This window comes from Komagataeibacter diospyri, assembly GCF_043995075.1.
Taxonomy (GTDB): domain Bacteria; phylum Pseudomonadota; class Alphaproteobacteria; order Acetobacterales; family Acetobacteraceae; genus Komagataeibacter; species Komagataeibacter diospyri.
The window spans coordinates 3224306-3247386 of the sequence record NZ_CP171836.1; the positions used below are offsets into that span (position 1 = coordinate 3224306).

Consider the following 23081-nt stretch of genomic DNA (forward strand, 5'->3'; position numbering starts at 1 on the left):
TCGGGTTGTCCCGGCAATGAAAAAAGGCCGGAAGCATATGCTCCCGGCCCATTCATCAGGGACTGTTTCAGAAATTCGGCAGACTGATAAGGACGTTTTTGGCGAAGCTTTTTTCAAAAGGCTTCGAAGAACGCCGCCTTTTTGAAAAAAGGCGACCCCCAGAAACTTTTATTATTCCCTATCAACAGGTTGTCCTGAAACAGCCTCTGGTATCATGCCTGTATGGATCAGGCGTGGCCCGGCGTCTGGTCGAACGAGTTACGCTTGGCCTGCCACAGCGCCACGAAGTCGATCGGCTGCAGCACCACGGGCGGGAACCCGCCATCGCGCGTGACTTCGCTGAGGATGTTGCGCACATACGGGAAAATCAGGCGCGGCACTTCCACCAGCAGGATCGGCTCGATCAGTTCGGCGGGCGGGCTGTTCAGTGTCGCGATCGCGGCATAGGACAGTTCGGCAATGAAGACCGGGCGACCGGCGGGGCCTCCTTCCTGCTGCGGGGCTTCGCTGGCTTCGGCCTTTACGGTCAGGACAACTTCGAATACCGGCTGTTCCTGCTCAAGGCGGTTGGCCTGCACGTCGATATTGACCGAAATCTGCGGGTTCGTGCGCAGGGTTGCGAAGATTTCCGCACCGGCGGGCACCTCAAACGAAAGGTCCTTGATATACTGCAGGTTGATTGCCAGCGGCAGCGCCGGGGGCGCGCTCTGGCCGTTTTCAGGGGTGGGCGGCTGAGTCGTGTCGGACATGCTTGTCTGTATTCCCCAGGGATATGCGGAAAAAAGAAATGAATACCGTATTCTCTGGCCGTAGCATGGGTCTGCGGGTGATGCCATACCAGCTGTCGGAATTTTAACGGTCCTTGCGCATTGTGCTGGCTCCGGGCGTTGCCTATGTTGTTGCGCAGGGTAATCTGGGCAGGGTGCCCGCCTGCATTATGGACGCGCGGCATGAATTTTTCTTTTGGTCATTTTCCGCTGGATCTGATTGTTCTGGGGCTGGTGGCTGTATTCCTTGTTCTGCGACTGCGCAGCATTCTTGGCCGCCGGGTTGGCGCGGAACCGGCCCCGCGCCCCATGGCGCCGCCGCCCATGGCTGCAAATGTGGTGGAACAGAAGCCCGAGCCGCCGCCACCTGCCATTACCTATGACATTCCCGCCCCCGATACGCGGGTGGGTGGCGTGCTGGCCCGTATCGGCACGCTCCAGCCCGGTTTCACCCCGCAGGATTTTGCAAAGGGGACCGAGGCCGCCTTCCGCCAGATCGTCGGCGCGTATGCGGCGGGGGACCTGAACGTACTGCGCCAGCGGCTGACGGCGGCGACATTCACAGCCTTCGAGGCCGCGATCCAGTCCCGGCAGCAGGCGGGCGAAGTCCTGCGCAGCGAAATCAAAGATATTACCGATATCGCCATCATTGGCGCCGACATTGACGAGACGGCCGGCCCCAGCCCGCTGGCCCGGATCGAGGTGCGGATCGTGTCCGACCAGATCAGCCTGACCGTGGACAGCAATGGCCAGCCCGTGGCCGGTGTGGATGCCGTGACGGAGTTTTCGGACCTGTGGACGTTCGAACGTCTGCTGGGCGTCAACACCGATGGCGCAGGCTGGCGTCTGGGGGCCAGCCGCAGCGCATAGGCCGTCCTGCCATAATTTACCGACAAATCCGTGATCAGTCTGTGCGTATGAAAGTAATGAAGCGTATGGCGCCTTTATGCGCCGTTCTCACCCTGTGCGGATGTCATGTCGGGGAAAGCCCCAATCTGGGCGCCCCCCGACCCCCACACGGCTCCCATCATAAATCCGGTCATGCCCGGCCCGTGTCCTTCAGTGCCCTGCCGGGGTGGAAGGATGATGCACTGGAAGACGCCCTGCCGGTTTTCCTGCAGGACTGTCACAAGGTCGGCAGTCTTCCTGCAGACAGCACGCTGGGCGGGACAGACATAAAATATGCCGGGCGGCAGGTCGGTGACTGGCAGGCTGCCTGCAATGCCGCGCGCGATGTGCCTACCGGCGACCGTGCCGCCGCACGGGCATTTTTTGAACAGTGGTTCGTGCCATACACCCTGCCGGTCGGCAAACGGACGGATGGCACGCTGTTCACCGGGTATTATGAACCTGAAATCCGTGGTTCCCTGCGTCGTGGCGGAATTTACCAGACCCCGGTCTATCGCCGTCCGCCCGATCTGGTGCGCGAACGCGACGCGCAGGGCAAGGTCGTGACGGGCCGCAGCCGGGACGGGCAGATCGTGCCGTACTGGAGCCGCGCGCAGATTGACCAGGGCGCGCTGGCGCATAAAAAGCTTGAACTGTTGTGGCTGGCTGACCCGGTTGACCTGTTCTTCCTGCAGTTGCAGGGCGCGGGCCGCGTGCGCCTGCCCAATGACAGGGTGATCCGCCTTGGCTTTGACGGCCTGAATGGCCAGCCTTATGTGCCACTGGGTCGTGTGATGGTGGCGCAGGGCCTGCTGCGCGCCGATGACGTGAACATGGCGTCCATCCGGGGCTGGCTTGAGGCGAATCCGGACAAGGCCATGAACATGATGGAACAGAACCCCAATTATGTCTTTTTTCGTGAACTGGACCATGATGATGCGCAGGCCGGTGCGCCAGGCGCACTGGGCGTGCCATTGACGCCGGGCCGTTCCATGGCGGTGGACCGGGATTTCATTCCGCTCGGAAGCCCGGTATGGGTGCAGGCGCAGGTTCCGCAGGATGGACATCCCACAACATGGAACCGACTTGATTTCGCACAGGATCTGGGCACCGACATCAAGGGGCCTGACCGCGCCGACCTGTACATGGGCTGGGGACCGGAAGCGGCACAGGCGGCGGGCAACCTGCGTTCGACCGGGCAGATGGTCGTGCTGGTACCCCGTGGTGCCGAACCGGCAAAATAAGATATACAGGTCCAAACACCAGATCCGCATGGGCGGAGTGAAGAGCGTAGTAGATCAATGACAGGGCGACCCCGCGCGGGGCAGGCTTGCGCACCCGAAACCCGCCTGCCGCGGACTGTCCGCTATCCCGAGGGGCCGCACCTGCTGGTGCGTGGCGACTGCATCCGGGCCATGCGCCGCATGGAACCGGACAGCGTGGACGTGGTCGTGACCTCGCCGCCGTATAATATCGGTCTGAAATACCGCACGTACCGCGACCGGCTGGCAGAAGACGGCTATCTGGACTGGATGGTTGATGTCGCGCGTGAGGTGCGTCGCGTCATGCGTCCTGATGGGTCATTCTTTCTTAATGTCGCGGGTTCCTCGGCGCAGCCATGGCTGCCGTTTGAACTGATGGTCCGGCTGCGTGAACTGTTCGTGCTGCAGAACCATATCACCTGGGTCAAGTCGATTTCGGTGGGAACGGAAACGCATGGACATTTCAAGCCGGTCAACAGCCACCGTTACCTTAACCGCAATCACGAACACCTGTTCCATCTGACACGTACGGGCAATGTCGGGCTGAAACGTCTGGATATTGGTGTGCCCTACATGGACAAGTCCAATATCGTGCGCCGGGGCCACCGGCAGGACCGGCGATGCCGGGGCGATACATGGTTCATCCCGTATGAAACCGTGCAGGGCAAGGCACAGAAATTCCATCATCCCGGCACATTTCCCGTGCTGCTGCCGCAGATGTGCATCCGCCTGCATGGCAAGACCGCACCCGTGGTGCTGGACCCGTTCATGGGTACGGGCACCACGCTGGTCGCCGCCGTGCGCGAAGGGGGACGGGGCATCGGAATCGACCTTGATACCATCTATGTCAATGTCGCGCGGCAAAGGGTACGGCAGGCCATGCAGGCGCAGGTGGATGGCGTGGCCGGGACAGGTGATCGAAAACTTTGATGGTTTTCATTTAAACGATTATTTTGACAAATAATCCCTGAATCGGCCAGAAACCCATTCAAGCAAGGGACAGGGGGTCTGTGGATGTCGGTTAAAAAAGCAGTGGCGGCGTTAATGGCTGCGGGTATCGTGGCGTATGGCGGGACGGTCGCCTATCTGACCCATTTCGATCATGCGACCGCACCAGCACCTGCGGGGGCAGGGATGGACGCGACATCGTCTGCGGCGCTGAATGTCATACGTGAAGCCCGTTGCGATTACTGCCACGCGGCCAAAGTTGACCTGCCGTTCTATTTCAGCCTGCCCGTCGCCAATACGCTGATGAGCCATGACCGGGACCAGGGGCTGCGGCATTTCCGTGTTGAACCGGTCATCAATGCCCTGCAGAACGGTGGAGTGCCCGATCAGGAACCGCTGGCCCGCATTGAAGAGGTCATCAACCAGAACCGCATGCCGCCTACGCTGTACCTGCTCATGCACTGGCATGCCCATCTGTCGGCGGCCCAGCGGGAAAGCATGCTGACATGGATTGCGCAGGTGCGCCGCCAGCATTATGCGACACCCGGCGTTGCCGACCGCTTTGCCGCCGAACCGGTGCAGCCCGTGCCCGAATCCGTGCCGGTGGACAGTCACAAGGTTGCGCTGGGCCAGCGCCTGTTCTTTGACCGCAAGCTGTCTGGTGATGGCACGCTGAACTGCGCCAGCTGCCACAGCCTGCAGCATGGTGGCGTGGACGGGCTGGTTACCGCGACCGGCATCCATGGACAGAAGGGGCCGATCAATGTCCCTACCGTTTATGATGCGGTGTTCAACAAATGGCAGTTCTGGAACGGTCGTGCGGGAACGCTGGCGCAGCAGGCGGCCGGCCCGGTCATGAATCCGGTCGAGATGGGATCGCATGACTGGACATCGGTTGCGGCCCGCCTGCGTGAAGATCCCACTTATGCCCCGGATTTCCAGGCCGCTTATGGCAGCGATACGATTGATGAAAACACCATTACCGACGCCATTGGTGAATATGAAAAGACGCTGGTGACGCCCGACAGCCGCTTTGACCAGTATCTCAAGGGGGATGACGCAGCGCTGAACACGCAGGAAAAGCATGGTTATGCGCTGTTCAAGCAGGTTGGCTGTTCAGGCTGCCATACCGGCCCGTCCATGGGCGGACAGGCGTTCGAGCCGCTGGGGCTGGAAGGTAATTATTTCTCGGCCCGTGGCGGCAAGCTGACGGATGCGGACAAGGGACGCTTTGAAGTGACCCACGATCCCGCCGACATGGAACGCTTCAAGGTGCCCAACCTGCGCAACATCGCGCTGACCGGTCCGTATTTCCATGATGGCAGTATCAAGACGCTGGACGGGGCCGTGCGTGACATGGCGCGTTACCAGACGCCGGATCACAACATTTCTGATCAGGACGTGGCGGATATCGTGGCGTTCCTCAACACCCTGACCGGGCGTTATCAGGGCGAGACCCTGCAGAACGCGGCACAGTAAGACGGTTCCTGTCCGTTAGGGAACGCAGACCCTGCCGTATATGCGGCAGGGTTTTTGCGTATGGGGCCATGCCTGAAAACATGGACCTGCCGGGCGGGGTATGATTCTATGGCCACGGATAGCGGCCCGGAGAAAGGAACCATACCGTGAGGCAGCGCAGACTGAACGAGGAGGAACAGGCCCTGTGGGCGGCCTTCGCGCATGGGATCGCGCCATTGCGGACCGCCGCCAGGCAGGCAAAACCCGATACCCTGCCATCCCAGCCCCCGGCCATTCCCCCTGCAACTCCGGCAAAACCGGGCATGAGCCGTGCCGCCATCATGCAGCGGCTGACATCGGGCGGAGTGCATGCGGTCCATGGCACCGCCAGCCACAGCCTGACCGTGCAGAAGGGGAAAGGCGGGGCGTTTGAAATTGGCGTGCGCAGGCCGGGGCTGGATGACACCAGCTGGCGTGGTCTGGTCAGCGGCAAGCTGCGCCCGGCCCGGAGGCTGGACCTGCATGGGCAGGTGGCGCAGACGGCGTTTCACCGCCTGCATGGTTTCCTGATCCAGGCCCATGCGGACAATGTGCGCTGTGTCGAGATCATAACCGGGCTGGGCAGTGGCCATAATGGCGGCATCCTGCGGCGTGAACTGCCGTTCTGGCTGGGGCGCGGTGATCTGGGACGGTTGATTCTTGCGGTCGTGCACCCGCATGCAGCCAATCAGGGCGCGGTGCGCGTGCTGCTGCGCCGGTCAGCGCGTGGAAACGGTTTCTGAAAGACTGTCTGAAGCAACTTGTCCGGATAAAAATAAAAGTTTATGGGTGCTGCCTTTATTAAAAGGCGGGTTTTTCAAAGCTTTTTGAAAAAAGCTTCACCAAAAACTTTCTTATGATTGCCCGGTGTTTCCCGGATTGGATTCCCAAACAGTTTCTGAAAAAAACGACCTGTGGCGTCAGCCCAGTCGCCATGTCGGCAGGTTGCTGGCCAGCCAGCGGCGTAGCGTCATGATGGCGGACATATCACCCGCCGCCAGCCGCAATGCCTCGGTCGCGTCAGTACCGGTCAGCAGGACGCGGCCGGTATCCTGCGCCATGGTATGCACGGCGCTGTCGCGTATGGCCTGTGCCGTGGCGGCACGCCATCGGGCCAGTGTCGCGGGCTGGGTCAGCATGGGCAGCACAAGGGCAAGATCCACGCCAGCCGCCGCCGCCAGCGGCTTCCATGCGGCATAAAGCAGGTCATGCAGGGCCGAATGCGCGTCCTGCTGCAGGCGGCTTTGCATGCTCATGACCTGCTGATCTAACAGATCGAGAGGTCTGGCCTGTGTGCCGAGGGTAAACAGGGCGGGGAAACCTGCCTGCGCCAGCGCATGGACCAGTGCTGAGGTCTCGGGTGTGCCCAGTGGGTCGGTGATCTGTATGGTATCGACCTGGTTATCGCGCAGGGCATCCGCCGCAGCCTGTGGTGTCGCAAGTCCGGTGACCGGGATGGGGCGCAGCCCGAACAGGCTCATGGCCAGCACGGTCGGCAGCTCAATGCCCGTCAGGGTCGATACGGCAATGCGTACGGGCCGGTCACGTATGAAGCTGCCAAGGCCGCGATGCAGCTGCGCGCGCCCGATCACCACCGGCATTGTCGTGCTAAGCAGCAGTGGCAGCCAGCGGCTGTAGTCAAAATGAACGCGCGGATCACCGCACAGGGAGGCGACAAGCGCCGAACCGGGGGCAGCCAGCGCCATCATGCCATCCGACGCGAACTGGGAATCGAACAGGTTGGCCCCCGTCACCCCGTCCTGCCCCACGGTATCGCGCACCGGCAGTGGGGCGGGCAACCCCAGCCCCTGCGCCAGCGCGCCGGGCAATACCGGCTTCCACCGGTCGGCCATGGCGCTCTGGTTCCCCGCCATCAGCAACCCTGCCCCACCTGCCGTGCCCGCAGGCATGGGCAGGCGCTCACGCGGCAGTTCGGACGCAGTTCCCTGGCGCATGGGTGCTGTCACTACCCCACCCGCCAGCAGGGCCAGAAGGCTGCGCCGGCCGATCATGACCGTGCCTGCGCGGGCACGGCCCGGCCCATCCGCATGGGGCGGCAGGTGGTCGGGACGGGGCGGGACGGGGTGCGTAAGGCAGGCATGGGCCTATTCTTATGGCCAGTGGACTTCCGGGGGAAGGCTCATGAGGATGGCTTCGGTGTTTCCGCCGGTTTTTAGGCCGAAAATGGTGCCCCGGTCATGCAGCAGGTTGAACTCGACATACCGCCCGCGGCGGACAAGCTGTGCCTTGCGCTGTTCGGCGGTCCACGGTTCCATCATCCGCCCGCGCACGATGTCGGGATAGGTTTCCAGAAAGCCGAGGCCCACGTCGCGCGTGAAGGCGAAGTCGGCATCAAGGTCGCCGGTATTGAGCCGGTCATAGAAAATGCCGCCGAGCCCGCGCGCTTCATCGCGGTGGGGAAGGTAGAAGTACCTGTCGCACCATTCCTTGAAACGCGGGTAGTATTCCGGGTCATGCTTTTCGCACGCCAGCCGGAATCCGTCATGGAACCGTGCGGCGTCGCTAATGGCTTCGGCGCTGTCGGGGAACATGGGCGTAATGTCGCCGCCACCGCCAAACCACCCCTGTGTGGTGATGATCATGCGGGTGTTGAAATGGGCGGCAGGTACCAGCGGACTGCACATATGGGCGACCAGGCTTATGCCCGTGGCGAAGAAGCGCGGATCTTCCGCCGCACCGGGGATCGAGTCGCGAAAGCCCGGGCTGAATTCCCCGCTGACGGTGGAAACATTCACCCCCACTTTTTCAAACACGCGCCCACGCATGAGACTGATAACACCGCCGCCGCCGGGCGTGCCGTCATCATTCGTGCGGTTCCATGGCGTGCGCTCGAAGCGGCCCGGCGCATCCTTGCCCGGCAGGGTCGGGCTGCCGTGTGCCGCAGCGTCGTCCTCGATCTTTTCGAACGCATTACATATCCGGTCACGCAGGTTTTCAAACCAGGCCCGGGCCGTGTCCTTCAGTCCGTCGTGGGCCACTGGGGTGCGGGATGTTGTCATGATTGTATCGTTCTGCCCGTTCTGGTCATTCGCAATGGGTATTACGGGTGCCCGTTTGTTCCGCCTATTGCAAGACGGGCGATTGCAAGATCCATTACGTAACCGCTAGGAAGGGGGCACCCTTTTGGCGGGAACGCGAAAAGGAACACGTAATTGCGGCGGGAACGTAGCGGACATGCATGAACGGGGTCATCAGCAGTGCAATGCGCCATCTGGGCGTAATCTGTTGCGGCGTGGCATGCTGCTGGCCGGTCTGGTCATGCCGGTGCTTGTGTCGGGTGGCGGGGCGATGGCGCAGGCACATGACTATCGGGAACCACCCCGGCAGGACTGGAGCTTTCGCGGGCCGCTTGGGCATTTTGACATGGCGTCGGTCCAGCGCGGCTATACCGTATACGCACAGGTCTGTTCCGCCTGCCATGGCATGAAATCGGTCACCTATGGCGACCTTGCGGGAATGGGCCTGAAGGACGCGGACATCAACGCCATAGCGGGCGCACACCGTGTCCCGGCGGGCGTGGATGCCAGCGGGCGCCCGGCCACGCGTCCGGCCAATATGGATGACCATCTGCTGTCGCCCTATCCCGACGCGCATACGGCCGCCGCCGCCAACCATGGCGTGGCACCGCCGGACCAGTCGCGGCTGGCGGTGGTGCATCCGGGTGGGGTGGACCGGATCTACGCCTTCCTGACCGGCTATGGGCAGACCCCGCCGCCCGGCACGGTCGTGCCGCCGGGGCTGTTCTACAACCCCTATGCCGCGAATGGGCAGATCGCCATGCCGCCGCCGCTGTACGATGGCGCGATCACCTATCCCGACGGGACGCCCGCAACCGTGGCGCAGCAGGCGCGTGATGTCACGACCTTCCTGGCATGGGCGGCCAGTCCGCATCTGGTCGAACGCCACCGCGCGGGCGTGGGGGCGGCCGTGTTCCTGCTGATCCTGCTTATTCTTTCCATCTGCCTGAAACGGAGAACGTGGTCCAATGTCCACTAAGCCTGCCACCGAAGAACAGATCGAGCCGGTTATCGGCCTGATCGGCGGTTCCGGCCTGTATGATATCGAAGGCCTTGAAGACAAGGAATGGCGCACGGTCGAAACCCCGTGGGGCAAGCCATCCGACCAGCTTCTGTTCGGCAGGCTTGACGGTGTGCGCTGCGTGTTCCTGCCGCGTCATGGCCGTGGCCATCCGCTGCCGCCTTCACGCCTGAACTACCGCGCCAATATCGACGCGCTGAAGCGTTCGGGTGTGACCGATATCGTGTCGCTTTCGGCTGTCGGTTCGCTGAAGGAAGAACTGCCGCCGGGCCACTTCGTGGTGATCGACCAGTTTATTGACCGGTCGTTCGCACGTGAAAAAAGCTTTTTCGACACGGGCTGCGTGGCCCATGTCGGCATGGCCGACCCGCTGTGTCCGCGCATTGGTGACGTGCTGGAAGGCCAGTGCCGGGAACTGGGGCTGGATGTGACGCGTGGTGGCACATACCTGGTCATGGAAGGTCCGCAGTTTTCCACCCGCGCCGAAAGTAACCTGTACCGTTCATGGGGCTGTTCGGTAGTGGGCATGACCAACATGCCCGAAGCCAAGCTGGCCCGTGAAGCCGAGATCTGTTACGCCACCGTCGCCATGGTGACCGATTACGACTGCTGGCACGACGATCATGACAGCGTGACGGTGGATGCAGTGGTCAAGGTTATGCAGGAAAACGCCAGCCGTGCCCGTGCCCTTGTCCGTTCGGTCATCCCGAAGCTGGGTGCGAAGCGTGGCCCCTGTTACGCGGGCTGTGACCGCGCGCTGGAACACGCCATCATCACGGCCCCGGACAAACGCGACCCGGCCCTGCTGAAAAAGCTGGAAGCTGTGGCGGGACGCGTGCTGAAGCGGGGCTGATCTGAGAAAGTAATAAAAGTTTTTGGGTGCCGCCTTTTTGAAAAAGGCGGTGTCTCTTTGAAGCATAAAAAAAAGCTTCACCAACAACTTCTTTGTTTTGGCTTCTGAAAGAACGTCCATGCCTTGCCCGGGCATGGACGTTTTTTATGCAGGGCTGTTACAGCCAGTGTTCAAAAAAGCTCAGTGTGCGCTGCATGGCCAGGGTTGCGGCGGCTTCGTTATAGGACGGGCGGTCGGTGCAGCCGAAACCGTGATCGGCCCCTTCATACGTGAAAATCTCGATATCCTCATGCGCGGCGCGGATGGCGTCGACTTCATCAGCGGGGATATGCGCGTCTTCCGCGCCAAAATGCAGTTGCACGGGGCAGTTGGGTACCTGGTTGCGGGTCTGGGCAATGCCACCGCCATACCACGCCACAGCCGCCGAGAACGCCTTTGTATGGCATGATGCTTCCCACGCCAGCTTGCCACCCCAGCAGAAGCCGACAATGCCCTTCTTTTCCGCAGGCAGGGTCCCGGCGGCAGCCACAAGGTCCTTCAGCGTATCGGCCTGTGCAATCCTGCTGCGCAGTTGCAGGCCTTCCTGCATGCCGGTGCTGTCATAGGGCAGGATGGCGTCGCGCTTCACGCGGTCAAACAGGGCAGGGGCAATTGCCTGATACCCCTGTGCGGCAAAGGCATCGCAAACGGCGCGGATATAGGGCGTGATCCCGAATATTTCCTGTACCACCACAACGCAGCGCGCGGCATCAGGCCGACCGGCCCGGTAGGCGGAAAAGGTGTGCCCGTCCGCCGCTGTAACGGTGATGACTGCGCCCATGGTTTTGCTCCATTCGTTCCTTCGTTGCCCGCCACACAATGATGCCGTGCCATCCCGCGTCAATATGAAACCCGCGTGAGGAGGCGGTTTACAAGAATTTTTTCCTGCCCCGGCAGCCTGTCACGGGAACAGGGGCCGCGTGCCGCGTGGGGGCATTGTGGTGGTCTCTGACCGGCTGTCGGGAATCGGCGCCATCATCCATCATGCACTGGGGTGAAGGCTGGGCTTCCGCTTTTGACGGGGTGGGATCTGTTTGGGTAACTGTTTGATATTAAAGTATAAAAATACAACATCCCGCTTTGTTGTCTTTGGGGGACGAATTATGCGTGCCCAGCCCCGCCGCTGTTCTTGACACCTGTATGGGGGCTTCCTATCTGGATGTTAGCACTCTCATGAGGGGAGTGCTAACGCGATGCGGCCTGGCGCGCGCGCCAACCGGTGGCGTTGCTTGATTCAAGGGCGTTACCTTTTAAGAGATTTGGAGCGATCCATGACGAAATTTCGTCCCCTGCATGACCGTGTGGTCGTCCGTCGCCTCAAGAGCGAGGAAAAAACAGCAGGTGGTATCATCATCCCTGAGACCGCCAAGGAAAAGCCGATGGAAGGCGAGGTGATCTCGGTGGGCGCAGGTGCCCGTAACGAGCAGGGTCAGGTTGTGCCCCTCGACGTGAAGGCGGGTGACCGCGTCCTGTTCGGCAAGTGGTCGGGCACGGAAGTGACGATCGACGGTGAAGAACTGCTGATCATGAAGGAAAGCGACATCATGGGCGTGGTCGCCTGACCCACCCGGTGTTTTCCTGACCGAGTAACCTTTTAGAACTTTCCATATCGGAGAAGAAGAAAATGGCAGCCAAGGACGTAAAGTTCGGCGGTGAAGCCCGCCAGCGCATGCTGCGTGGCGTGGATATTCTTGCAGACGCGGTAAAGGTGACGCTGGGCCCGAAGGGTCGTAACGTTGTCTTGGACAAGAGCTTCGGCGCACCGCGCATAACGAAGGACGGTGTCTCCGTCGCCAAGGAAATCGAACTGGCTGACAAGTTCGAGAACATGGGCGCGCAGATGGTCCGTGAGGTCGCATCCAAGACCAACGACATCGCAGGCGACGGCACCACCACGGCGACCGTGCTGGCGCAGGCCATCGTGCGTGAAGGTGCCAAGGCTGTTGCCGCCGGCATGAACCCGATGGACCTCAAGCGCGGCATCGACAAGGCGGTTGGTGTTGTCGTTGAAGAGCTGAAGAAGAACGCGAAGAAGATCACGACCCCGGCCGAGACGGCACAGGTCGGCACGATTTCCGCCAATGGCGAAAAGGAAATCGGCGAGATGATCTCGCAGGCCATGCAGAAGGTCGGCTCCGAAGGCGTCATCACGGTGGAAGAAGCCAAGGGCCTGCACACCGAGCTGGACGTGGTCGAGGGCATGCAGTTCGATCGTGGCTACATCTCCCCGTATTTCGTGACGAATGCGGAAAAGATGACCGTCGATCTGGACAGCCCCTACATCCTGATCCACGAAAAGAAGCTGTCCTCGCTGCAGCCGATCCTGCCGCTGCTTGAAGCCGTGGTGCAGTCCGGTCGTCCGCTGCTGATCATTGCGGAAGACGTTGATGGCGAAGCGCTGGCGACCCTGGTCGTCAACAAGCTGCGTGGTGGCCTGAAGATCGCGGCCGTCAAGGCACCGGGCTTCGGTGACCGTCGCAAGGCCATGCTGGAAGACATCGCGATCCTGACCGGTGGCCAGGTCATCAGCGAAGACCTCGGCATCAAGCTGGAAAGCGTGACCCTGGACATGCTGGGCACCGCGAAGAAGGTGCACATCGACAAGGAAAACACCACCATTGTCGAAGGCGCTGGCAACACGGACGGCATCAAGGGCCGTTGCAGCCAGATCCGCGCGCAGATCGAGGAAACCACTTCCGACTACGACCGTGAAAAGCTGCAGGAACGCCTGGCGAAGCTGGCAGGCGGCGTGGCCGTGATCCGCGTCGGTGGCTCCACCGAGATCGAGGTGAAGGAACGCAAGGACCGCGTTGACGATGCCCTGCACGCGACCCGTGCGGCGGTTGAGGAAGGCATTGTCCCCGGTGGTGGCACGGCGCTTGCCCGCGCATCGACCAAGCTGGGTGGCCTGCACTTCCATAACGACGACCAGCGCGTCGGTGCGGACATCATCCGCAAGGCCCTGCAGGCTCCGCTGCGCCAGATCGCCCACAATGCGGGTGAAGACGGTGCGGTCATCGCCGGCAAGGTTCTGGAAAACGACACCTACACCTATGGTTTCGATGCCCAGATCGGCGATTACAAGGACCTGGTGGAAGCCGGCATCATCGACCCGATGAAGGTTGTCCGCACGGCGCTGCAGGATGCGGCATCGGTTGCCGGTCTGCTGATCACCACCGAAGCGATGGTGGCCGAGCGTCCGGAAAAGAAGGCCCCCGCAATGCCGGAAGGTGGCATGGGTGGTATGGGCGGCATGGGCGGTATGGATTTCTGATCCAGCCGTACATGCCATGGTCCCCGGGCAAGCCGGGGATCATGCGCCACGAAAAGGGGGGAAGGGCCAGTGGCCTTTCCCCCTTTTTTTGTACACATGGCAGGCATTTGCGCGCCGGACATGTCAGGATGATTTGACACGGGCGGTCATTTCATGCTGCCCCTAGGGAGCACGAACGACGTGAAAGTGGCAGGGTGTTTTCCGGATGCCCCGTTTTTTTCATGGCCGTAAAGGCACGCGCCCGGATTGCCGGTATTAGGACCGGCAAGGATGGCGCTGGAGAAGAGACTGGCTATGGCTACCGGAAAAGTAAAATGGTTCAACGCAACCAAGGGTTTTGGCTTCATCATGCCTGATGATGGCGGCAAGGACGTGTTTGTACACATCACCGCAGTGCAGGCGGCCGGCCTGCGTGGCCTGAACGAGGATCAGGCTGTCAGCTATGACATCGCCATGGAACGTGGCAAGGCCGCCGCGACCAACCTCAAGGCGCTCTGACACGCGGCCCTGTAGCGGGGCGGCCCACAGAGGGAGCGATGATCAGGAAAGCTGGTCCACGGATGTATCCTGCTCCTGCAGGAAAGCCGTGATCTCCCGCGCCGCGGCACTCAGGCCAAGGCGGCGGACCGTCACCCCTTCGGGGAAGGCGGACAGAAGGCGTGACGGGGTGCGCCGGTCCAGCAGGACAAATACACCCCTGTCCTGCCGGCTGCGGATCAGGCGCCCGAACGCCTGACGCAGGCGCAGGCGGGCTATCCTGTCATCATAGCGCCCCGGTGCGCCACCGGACAGGTGAATGCGCCGTTCACGGTGCAGGATGTCGGGACGCGGCCACGGCACGCGTTCGAACGCCACCAGACGCAGCGCATTGCCCGGCACGTCCACCCCATCACGCATCGCATCCGTACCCAGCAGGCAGGCATTGCGTTCACTGCGCAGTATGTCCACCAGTGTGGCGTTGTCCATCGGGTCCACATGCTGGGCAAACAGCGGCAGGCCCGCGGCTTCCAGCGGGGTTACGATGCGGCGATAGACTTCGCGCAGGCGCGATATGGCGGTAAACAGCCCCAGCGCGCCCCCGTTCGACGCCATGAACAGCGTGCGGTAGGCCCCGGCCAGCGCGGCCGGGTCATCATGCGCCACATCGGTGATGATGAAGGCGCGACTCTGTTTCGCGTAATCAAACGGACTGGGAAATGACGACCGGATAGCAGGGGATGGCAGGTGGATCGCGCCCGAGCGTGCTTCGGCTGCGTCCCAGGCACGCTCGGCGCTGTCATTTTCCGTGTCTTCGCCCGTCTCGTCACGCAATGTGGCCGATGTCACCAGCACGCCGTGCGCAGGGGCTGCCAGCACGCTGGCAAACGGAATGGTCGGGTCCAGCCAGTGGCGGTACAGCCCCACGTCCCGCTCGCCGGGGTTCTGGCCCTCGCGCCGGTCCATGCGGATATAGTCGATATATTGTGGGGTTTCGCCTGCGGGCGGCTGCTCTCCTGCCTGCATGGTACCCAGCATGGCGCACCAGCCATCCACGCGTGACAGCGCCCGCCTGCGGATTGACCGGATGGCAGCGGCAATCCGTTCGCGCATGGGGGTGTCCAGCCAGTCGGCTTCGGTCTCCAGCGCTTCATCCAGCCGGGCGATCAGGGTGCGCAGTGGTTCGGCCAGCCGCCGCAGTGCACGTTCCAGCCCCTGTGCTGCCGCATGCAGGGATTCGGGCATGGGGTGCAGGTCACATTCACTGTCGCTGCGACGCTGGCCGCCCTCGGGGCTGCCATGGGTGCGCGCCAGCACCTGCTGGCGCAGTTCATGCAGCAGGGCTTCCGACGGGTTGGACAGGGTGGGTTCGCCGTTTTCCTCCGGCGCGTCCGTCGGGGCTGATGCTTTGTTGCCGGGATCCAGTGCTGCCAGACGGGCGGACCATCCCGGCGCGGGCAGGGCGCGGGCGGCCATCAGCGCCGTGTCCAGCGGTGTCTCGATACGGGGAATATGCACCAGCAGGTCTTCCAGCCTGCGCCGCAGGCCGCGCGCGCGCGATCGTGCGCCCTCTGCCCCCAGCAGCCAGCGCCGCAGTTCAGCGGCCTCCAGCCCGGACAGTTCCAGGGCGAAGGCGCTGTCGGCGGCATCGGCGATATGATGCCCCTCGTCCATGATGTAGCGGGTGGGGGTGTTGTCCTCGTTATTGGTGTCCGCGCCGTCCATGGCGTGCCATGCCGCCTGTGACATGACCAGCGCGTGGTTGGCGATCACAAGGTCCGCCGTGCGGGCACGGCGGATGGAGTGTTCGACCATGCATTGCTGGTAATGCGGGCACGCACCATGGATGCATTCGCCGCGCCGGTCCGCGATGCCGGTCAGCAGGCCGCGCCCGAACAGGTCGGTAAACCACCCCGGCAGGTCGCCGCCAAACAGGTCGCCATCACGCGTATGCGCTGCCCACAGGGCCACAAGCGCCAGCCCGATGATGGTGTGGTTCGCCGCCTGCCCACGCGACAGCGCGATATTCACGCTTTCTTCCATGTTCAGCAGGCACAGGTAGTTTTCCCGCCCTTTGCGGACCACGACATGGCTGCGCCGGATGTCGGGATCGGGATAGACACGGGCCAGTTCCGATTCGATCTGTCGCTGCAGGTGACGGGTGTACGTGCTGATCCATACGGCCCCGCCATTGCGCTGCGCCCAGATGCTGGCGGGGGCGACGTAGCCAAGGGTCTTGCCGGTGCCGGTGCCCGCTTCCGCCAGCACCATGTGCGGGTCGCCCTGTGTCGTGCGCGGGGCGAAGGCATGGGCTGCAACGTGGCTGAAGGCTTCCTGCGCAGGACGGTGTTCCGCCCCTTCGCCAAGGATCGTGCGCAGGTGCGCGCGCGCTTCCTCCCCCGTGACCGGGTGTGTGGCGGGTGCGGGACGGGGCGCGGTTTCTTCCCATTTGGGCAGGCGTGTCCAGACCTTCAGCGCCTCATTGGGCTGGATCATGCCCGCAGGCAGCCCGCCGGCGGGGGGCAGCCCCAGTGCGGCGCAGACCGATGGTCCCCATGCCCATCCGGCCTTGCGCATGCCCCAGGCCAGCGTGGCCTTTATGCTGCCTTCGGGCGTATTGCGGCTGGCCGCGATCCGGCGCAGCAGTTCAAACGCCAGATCGGGCAGCAGGTCGGCTTCCGGCGCGTCCAGCCTGTTTTCGGCAATGCCAAGTGCCGCCCCCAGCCCGCGCGCGGTCGGTGGCGCGCCATGGGCGGGCAGGGCAAAGGCGAACAGTTCCAGCAGGTCCAGCCATGGGCCGGGGCGTGGCGGCGGTGGCAGGTCCAGCCTGCGTGCGGTCGCGGGCGCATGGATGACCATGGGGACGGGCCACTGGGGCAGTTCGCGCCGTATGTCATCGGCTGACATGGACAGGATTTCCCCGTCCGGGGTCAGCACCGACCATGCGCCGTGCCGGGGAATGAGCGCCGGCGCACTGTCCGGCAGGGGCGGGGTGTCTGGCATGTCGGTCAATGATATAGGGCACGGGCGGGCAGATGTCGCCCGTCGTGTGTCATGTCATTATTATTGCTGTGCCCCCGGGCGCGAAATAGGATAGATTGACCCGCGCCCTTCCTGTCCATAGCTTGCCGGTCCATGTCAGAACAGCATCGTCCCCTTATCTCGCCCCTTCCCAAGTCCTGGCCGTTTGAGGAGGCCGCCAAACTGTCCACGCATGTTGGCGCGCGTGAGGTCACGGCTGACCGACCCGCCCTGCTGGAAACCGGCTATGGCCCGTCGGGACTGCCCCATATCGGCACGTTTGGCGAGGTCGCGCGTACATCATGGGTGCGTCAGGCATTTACGAAGCTGACCGGCCTGCCCACGCGCCTGCTGGCGTTTTCCGATGACATGGATGCCCTGCGCAAGGTGCCGGACAACGTGCCAAACCAGGACATGCTGCGCCAGTATATCGGCAAGCCGCTGTCGCGCGTGCCCGACCCGTTTGGCACCCATGAATCCTTTGCCGCCCACAATAATGCCCGCCTGCGGTCCTTTCTCGACGGGTTCGGGTTTGAATATGAATTCGCATCCTCCACGCAATATTACGAAGGCGGCCGCTTTGATGCCGCACTGAAGCGCGTGCTGGAAGTGCATGATGAAATCGTGGCCGTGATCGCCCCGACACTGGGTGAGGAACGCCGCGCCACCTATTCCCCCGTCCTGCCCATCCACCCGCGCACTGGTCAGGTCATGCAGGTGAAGATGGATGCGATCGACCCCGTGGCGGGCACGGTACGCTGGACGGATGAGGACGGCGAGACGTTCGAGACTCCGGTCACCGGCGGTCATGCCAAGATGCAGTGGAAGGCCGACTGGGCCATGCGCTGGTACGCGCTGGGCGTTGATTACGAAATGTCGGGCAAGGACCTGATTGACAGCGTGCGGCTGTCGGGCAGGATCTGCCGTATCCTTGGCGGTCATCCGCCCGCGGGTTTGACGTACGAGCTGTTCCTTGACCAGAACGGCCAGAAGATTTCCAAGTCCAAGGGCAACGGGATTTCGGTTGAGGAATGGCTGCGCTACGCCCCGGCGGAAAGCCTTGGCCAGTACATGTTCAACGCCCCGCAGCGCGCCAAGCGCCTGTTCTTTGACGTGATCCCCAAGGCCACGGATGAATACCTGGCCCATGTAGCCAAGGCGAAAACGCTGGCGGCGGAAGATCCCGCCCTGCTGACCAACCCGGCATGGTTCATCCACAAGGGGGAAATCCCGGCGGACGCGGGCAGCCCGGTCACGTTTGGCATGCTGCTCAACCTCGCCTCCGTCGCCAATGCCGAGACGCCGGATGTGCTGTGGAAGTTCATCCAGCGTTATGATGCGAAGGCCACCCCCACCAGCTGCCCCATGCTGGCGCGGCTGGTGGATCATGCCATCGTCTATTATGCCGATTTCGTCCGCCCGACGAAGCATTACCGTGCGCCTGATGCGCATGAACGCAAGGCGCTGGCCGACCTGGCTGAAGCCCTGCGCGGGCTGGAAGGGGGCGAGGTATCCCCCGATGCCTGCCAGAACCTTGTGTTTGAAATCGGCAAGACCCATGGCTTCGAGCCGCTGCGGGCGTGGTTCGGCTGTCTGTATGAAGTGCTGCTGGGACAGAAGGAAGGCCCGCGTTTCGGGATTTTCGTGGCGTTGTACGGGATTGCGGAAACCGTGGCCCTGATCGAAGCGGCATTGACCCGTAACGAAGGGGCCGTGGCCTAAGGGCCAGCCCATGTCCGACCATCCGTTGCACGACGCGCCCCACGAGCCCGATGGGGAAAGAAATGCGACCGGGGGAAGCGTGCCGCCACCGTCAAGGCATCCATTGCTGCGGCACCTGCCGCACGTGCTGGGCCTGCTGCTGCTGGTCGGTGCCGTGGTCGTGGTGCAGCGCGAGGTGCGCCATCTGCACTGGCGCGACATAAGCCATGCACTGGCTGCCATCCCGGTCGGAACATTATGGGCTGGGGCGGGCTTTACGCTGCTGTCCTATCTTGTCCTGTCCTTCTATGACTGGCTTGCGGTGCGGCAGGTGGGGTGCCCGCTTGGGTTCAGGCGCACGGCGTTTGCCGCATTCTGTTCGTACGTGCTGTCGCATAACCTTGGGTTTTCCGCCATTTCCGGGGCGGCGGTCCGCTTCAGGCTATATGGCAACTGGGGCCTGAAGCCATTTCAGGTTGCACAGATCATCGCCTTCTGTTCGGCCACCTACCTGCTGGGGGCGGCGGTGCTGATCGGCAGCGTGCTGGTACTGGAACCCGGAACGGTGCCCTTCGTGGGCCACATGCTGCCCGGAATCCTCATGCGGCTGGTGGGGATCGTGCTGTGGGGCGGGGTCATCGCCTATGTCGTCATGGGCCGTTATGTGAACGAGATCCGGCTATGGCGGTGGCAGATCACCTTTCCGTCCTCTGGCATGGCGGTCATGCAGACGCTGGTTGCGACACTGGAAGTGGCGGCGACGGCGGCTATTGCCTACACGTTCCTGCCTTCAGCACCCGGTCTGGATTACGGCACGTTTCTTGCCATCTATATCGCGTCCTACACCGCGGGTCTTGTGGCCAGCGTGCCCGGCGGCCTGGGCGTCTTTGATGGCGCGATGATGTTCGCGCTGGGACCGTATGTGCCCGCGACCCGGACAGTGACCGCCATCCTGATCTTCCGGCTGTTCTATTACATCGTGCCGCTGTTCGTGGCAGGGATCATGTTTGCCGCCCACGAACTGTTCCTGCGCGGGGATGCGGCCCTGTCGCGCAAGGTGGGGGCGCGCAGTCCGGTGCGGGGACCGCGCATGGGGCGTCCCAGTCAGGTCATACGCGAAAGCGAGGCCGATTTTTCCGTGGCCGTGGCCACTGGCGCGGTCTCGCTATGTGGCGGCCTGCTGCTGGCGCTGACCCTGCTGGACCCGGAAAACTGGCTGAATACGGGTCGCATGCAGCCCCTGTTCGCGACGGTGGGGGATTATCTGCTGTCACTGATCGGGGTGGTGCTGATCGGTCTTGGCATCGGCCTGTCGCAGCGTGTGACGCTGGCGTGGAAGGCGACAATGATACTGCTGGCGGGGGCGTGCGGGCTGACCCTGCTGCGGGGATCGCCCATGGCGGTGCCGGGGCTGCTCATGCTGGTCTGCATGCTGCTTGCGCCATTCCGCGGGTCGTATTACCGCCATGCCCGGATCATGAGCGAACCGCTTTCTTCCCACACCATTGTATCTCTTGTGCTGCTGATCAGTTCCATCGTCGTTCTGATCATGGCGGGGCCGCATGATTCCGCGGGCGGCAGCTGGTGGGAAATCATGCTGTTCGCCACGCGTCCGGGTATTGCCCAGTGGACGCTGGGGCTTGCGGTCATGCTGGCGCTGGTCACGATCGTGCGGCTGGTACGGCCAGGCCGCATTCAGGTGATGCCGTGGAATGCGCAGACGCAGGCGCTGTACCACAGCTTTGACCATTCGCTGGATGGGCTGGGGCAGATGACACCGGTGCCGGTAGGGCTGATACCGGGTGCGCGTCGGCGTGCACTTTTGCCCTTTGTAAGGCTGGGGCCCTATCTGGTCGGGCTGGGTGATCCGGCGGGGAAGGCGGATGACTGTACATCCGCCATATGGTGGTTGCGTGACCTTGCATTGCAGGAAGGATGCCAGCCGGTTTTCTGGCATGTCGGAATCAGCCTGCTGCCTGTCTATAACGAGCTGGGCCTGACGCCGTGGCCCCTGACGGAAGAGGGGCATCCGACCCATCCCGGTTACCTGTGTGCCGCGGCGGATGACCTGACCATGGTCCGTACCCTGATACGACCTTCATTCCATGTCCCATCACAGGCGGAGGAATAAGCCCGTGCGCATTCCGTGCGACATGGTGGGGTGCCCATGACCAGCCATGAGGGGTTATTGACCCATTTTTCCACCGTGGTGGGGCTGCCCAGCCTGTCCGGCGCCTTCCTCATGGCGTTTCCGGCGCTGTTTTCCATTGTCAATCCGTTGGGGGCCGCGCTGATTTTCGCGCAGGTTACTGCGGGACATGACCGGCGTGCCTGCATGTCGCTGGCGCGGCAGGTCGCGTTCTATTCCGCGATGCTGATGCTGGCCTCGATCTGGATTGGCGGGCTGGTTCTTTCATTTTTCGGCATTACCATTGATGCCCTGCGTATTGCGGGCGGACTGGTGGTGGCGGTACGGGCATGGTCCCTGCTGCAGGCCCCCGAAACGGAGGAAGCCCGCAAGCAGGCGCAGGCCAGCCAGGGCGGTTCGGCACAGGCCAGCAGCAACATGATGGGACAGGCGTTTTTTCCCCTGACCATGCCCTTTACCGTTGGTCCCGGCACGATCGCAGTTGCCATTGCGCTGGGATCGGAAGGGCCGCCGGGCGGGAACCACATTGTCTTCTATGGCGTACTGTCACTGGCGGCCATGCTGGTGGCTGCGATCGTATGGGCGGCCTATACTTATGCCGACCAGCTTCTGTGTCTGCTGGGTACGACCGGCACGCGCATTGTCTCGCGCCTTGCTGCCCTGATCCTGCTGTCGATCGGCGTGCAGATCCTGATTACCGGCATACAGGGTGTGGTCCTGTCCAGCGCGCGGTCCATTTTGCTTATGGCTGGCTGAAGGCTGGGGATAATGGCGGAATGTCCGGCAGGTCATTACCCGCCAGTATGGCCTGCACGCAGGCCCGTAATGCAGGCAGCACATCCGCGCCAAACCGTGGCGTGCGCCGTTCCCATGCCCCCGTACGCCACGATGGATGGGGCAGGGGGAAATACCGGGGCAGGTAACGCCGGAAATCAAGGCAGCGGGCACTGACGCGTCCCTTGCCCAGAATATGCTGCTGGGCATAGGACCCGACCACCAGTGTCAGCCTGATATCAGGCATCTGCGCCATGATGCGTGCACGCCATTGCGGCGCGCATTCGGGCCGCGGAGGGCAGTCACCCCCCTGTGTCAGCCTGCCGGGGTAACACAACCCCATGGGAACCAGTGCGATACGGCTGGAATCATAGAATGTCGCCCGGTCGATTCCCATCCAGCCACGCAGCCTGTCCCCAGATGCATCATTGAAGGACTGTCCGGTTTCATGCACGCGCGTGCCGGGGGCCTGACTGGCGATCAATAGCCGTGCCGTGCGCGATACATGCAGAACCGGACGGGGACCAAGCGGCAGGTGGGCGGCACAAATCTGGCACGCGCGGATGGCGTCCAGAAGCTCTTCCAGTGTTTCGGCCATGGCCCAGCTTTACGCTTCCAGCAGGTCGCGTGTCCATGCAGGTACGGTGCGTGTCGCGGGGCCGATAACGGCCTGGTCAAAGGCGGAGGGACCGGACGGGATTTCAAGATTGAACAGCATCGTATCCGCATGTCCGGCCACGCTGTCCACAAAACCTGCGGCGGGATAGACCACGCCGGACGTGCCGATGGCGACAAACAGGTCACATTCGGCCAGATGCCGGGCAATAATGTCCATATGGTAAGGCATTTCCCCAAACCAGACGATATCGGGCCGCAGTGCTGGCTGGCCGCAGGCAGGGCAGGCGGTATCGGGAAAACAGTCCGTTCGCCACGCCGGGGTTGCGTGGCAGGCTGTGCAGCGCAGGCGCAGAAGTTCGCCATGCATGTGGATGACATTGTGGCTACCGGCGCGTTCATGCAGGTCATCGATATTCTGGGTGACGATGGTGACCTGCCCATCCCAGCGCCGCTCCCGTCCTGCGCGTTCCAGTTCCGCCAGCGCCAGATGGGCGGCATTGGGGTGGACAGTGGGTAACAGTGCCCGCAGGCCGTTATAGAAACGGTCCACCCGCAGGGGATCGCGGATGAAGCCCTGCGGGGTGCAGATATCCTCGATCCGTTCATGGTTCCACAGCCCGTCTGCCCCACGGAAGGTCTGTAGTCCCGATTCCTCGCTGATGCCTGCTCCGGTCAGGACCACGATGCGTTGCATGATGGCATTTCTCCCGTTGGTTGCCGCTCGAGTGTGGAGGATTGCCGTACATAAGAAAAC

General features: G+C 62.7%; 20 protein-coding genes. 13 read left to right on the forward strand and 7 right to left on the reverse strand.

The window, feature by feature from the left end:
* Positions 1-227: 227 nt before the first annotated feature.
* On the reverse strand, positions 228-749 hold the full coding sequence (gene secB / locus ACE2AA_RS15010; RefSeq protein ID WP_141262247.1) for a protein-export chaperone SecB: 522 nt from the start codon (positions 747-749) through the stop codon (positions 228-230).
* A 201-nt stretch (positions 750-950) separates the two neighbouring features.
* Here secB and ACE2AA_RS15015 point away from each other — a divergent pair, with 201 nt between their 5' ends.
* From ACE2AA_RS15015 to ACE2AA_RS15035, 5 genes are all read left to right on the forward strand, one after another.
* Entirely contained in the window at positions 951-1637 is a 687-nt protein-coding gene (locus ACE2AA_RS15015; RefSeq protein WP_141302396.1) for a Tim44/TimA family putative adaptor protein, read from the forward strand.
* 56 nt (positions 1638-1693) lie between these two features.
* Positions 1694-2899 (forward strand): murein transglycosylase A, encoded by a 1206-nt coding sequence (locus tag ACE2AA_RS15020; RefSeq protein ID WP_395370328.1) that lies wholly within the window; start codon positions 1694-1696, stop codon positions 2897-2899.
* Between the two features lie 57 nt (positions 2900-2956).
* Positions 2957-3847 (forward strand): site-specific DNA-methyltransferase, encoded by an 891-nt coding sequence (locus ACE2AA_RS15025; protein WP_141262250.1) that lies wholly within the window; start codon positions 2957-2959, stop codon positions 3845-3847.
* 84 nt (positions 3848-3931) lie between these two features.
* Positions 3932-5344, forward strand: coding sequence for a cytochrome-c peroxidase (locus ACE2AA_RS15030; RefSeq protein WP_141262251.1), 1413 nt, complete (start codon positions 3932-3934; stop codon positions 5342-5344).
* Positions 5345-5490: 146 nt separating this feature from the next.
* The gene (locus tag ACE2AA_RS15035; RefSeq protein ID WP_395370330.1) at positions 5491-6105 is read left to right on the forward strand and encodes a Smr/MutS family protein; all 615 of its coding nucleotides are present in this window, start codon (positions 5491-5493) and stop codon (positions 6103-6105) included.
* 177 nt (positions 6106-6282) lie between these two features.
* On the opposite strand, the gene ACE2AA_RS15040 is transcribed toward ACE2AA_RS15035, so the two are convergent.
* On the reverse strand, positions 6283-7374 hold the full coding sequence (locus tag ACE2AA_RS15040; protein WP_141262253.1) for a hypothetical protein: 1092 nt from the start codon (positions 7372-7374) through the stop codon (positions 6283-6285).
* A gap of 99 nt (positions 7375-7473) precedes the next feature.
* Entirely contained in the window at positions 7474-8382 is a 909-nt protein-coding gene (hemF, locus tag ACE2AA_RS15045) for an oxygen-dependent coproporphyrinogen oxidase (RefSeq protein WP_395370331.1), read from the reverse strand.
* 175 nt (positions 8383-8557) lie between these two features.
* On the opposite strand from hemF, the gene ACE2AA_RS15050 reads away from it, so the two are divergent.
* A complete protein-coding gene (locus ACE2AA_RS15050) occupies positions 8558-9379 on the forward strand; it encodes a cytochrome c1 (RefSeq protein WP_141262255.1) in 822 nt (273 codons plus the stop codon).
* Positions 9369-10274 (forward strand): S-methyl-5'-thioadenosine phosphorylase, encoded by a 906-nt coding sequence (locus ACE2AA_RS15055; RefSeq protein ID WP_141262256.1) that lies wholly within the window; start codon positions 9369-9371, stop codon positions 10272-10274. Before ACE2AA_RS15050 ends, ACE2AA_RS15055 begins: the two co-directional genes overlap by 11 nt.
* A 157-nt stretch (positions 10275-10431) precedes the next feature.
* Here ACE2AA_RS15055 and ACE2AA_RS15060 read toward each other — a convergent pair whose 3' ends face one another.
* Positions 10432-11094 (reverse strand): dienelactone hydrolase family protein, encoded by a 663-nt coding sequence (locus ACE2AA_RS15060; RefSeq protein ID WP_141302404.1) that lies wholly within the window; start codon positions 11092-11094, stop codon positions 10432-10434.
* 490 nt (positions 11095-11584) lie between these two features.
* Between ACE2AA_RS15060 and groES the strand changes: the two genes are divergently transcribed.
* The 3 genes from groES to ACE2AA_RS15075 all read left to right on the forward strand — a co-directional run bounded on the left by groES (position 11585) and on the right by ACE2AA_RS15075 (position 14085).
* Positions 11585-11875 carry a co-chaperone GroES gene (gene groES, locus ACE2AA_RS15065; protein ID WP_141262258.1) on the forward strand — a complete coding sequence of 97 codons (291 nt, stop codon included), beginning with the start codon at positions 11585-11587 and terminating at the stop codon, positions 11873-11875.
* Positions 11876-11937: 62 nt separating this feature from the next.
* Positions 11938-13587 (forward strand): chaperonin GroEL, encoded by a 1650-nt coding sequence (groL, locus tag ACE2AA_RS15070; RefSeq protein WP_141262259.1) that lies wholly within the window; start codon positions 11938-11940, stop codon positions 13585-13587.
* A 294-nt stretch (positions 13588-13881) separates the two neighbouring features.
* Complete coding sequence (locus tag ACE2AA_RS15075) at positions 13882-14085, forward strand: cold-shock protein (protein WP_010507660.1); 204 nt, start codon at positions 13882-13884, stop codon at positions 14083-14085.
* 42 nt (positions 14086-14127) lie between these two features.
* Here the strand turns inward: ACE2AA_RS15075 and ACE2AA_RS15080 are convergent, their stop codons facing one another.
* Positions 14128-17067 carry an ATP-dependent DNA helicase gene (locus tag ACE2AA_RS15080; protein ID WP_395370334.1) on the reverse strand — a complete coding sequence of 980 codons (2940 nt, stop codon included), beginning with the start codon at positions 17065-17067 and terminating at the stop codon, positions 14128-14130.
* Positions 17068-17199: 132 nt separating this feature from the next.
* Here ACE2AA_RS15080 and ACE2AA_RS15085 point away from each other — a divergent pair, with 132 nt between their 5' ends.
* From ACE2AA_RS15085 to ACE2AA_RS15095, 3 genes are read left to right on the forward strand one after another with little or no spacing between them, the layout of a single operon-like run.
* Entirely contained in the window at positions 17200-18807 is a 1608-nt protein-coding gene (locus ACE2AA_RS15085) for a lysine--tRNA ligase (protein WP_141302412.1), read from the forward strand.
* 10 nt (positions 18808-18817) lie between these two features.
* Positions 18818-20917, forward strand: coding sequence for a lysylphosphatidylglycerol synthase domain-containing protein (locus ACE2AA_RS15090; RefSeq protein WP_395370336.1), 2100 nt, complete (start codon positions 18818-18820; stop codon positions 20915-20917).
* 36 nt (positions 20918-20953) lie between these two features.
* A complete protein-coding gene (locus ACE2AA_RS15095) occupies positions 20954-21691 on the forward strand; it encodes a MarC family protein (protein ID WP_141262263.1) in 738 nt (245 codons plus the stop codon).
* Here the strand turns inward: ACE2AA_RS15095 and ACE2AA_RS15100 are convergent.
* Together ACE2AA_RS15100 and ACE2AA_RS15105 are read right to left on the reverse strand one after the other, a co-directional pair.
* On the reverse strand, positions 21678-22307 hold the full coding sequence (locus ACE2AA_RS15100) for a uracil-DNA glycosylase family protein (RefSeq protein ID WP_395370338.1): 630 nt from the start codon (positions 22305-22307) through the stop codon (positions 21678-21680). The two genes, ACE2AA_RS15095 and ACE2AA_RS15100, sit on opposite strands and share 14 nt — an antisense overlap.
* A gap of 9 nt (positions 22308-22316) precedes the next feature.
* The gene (locus ACE2AA_RS15105) at positions 22317-23021 is read right to left on the reverse strand and encodes an NAD-dependent deacylase (protein WP_141262265.1); all 705 of its coding nucleotides are present in this window, start codon (positions 23019-23021) and stop codon (positions 22317-22319) included.
* Positions 23022-23081: the final 60 nt, after the last annotated feature.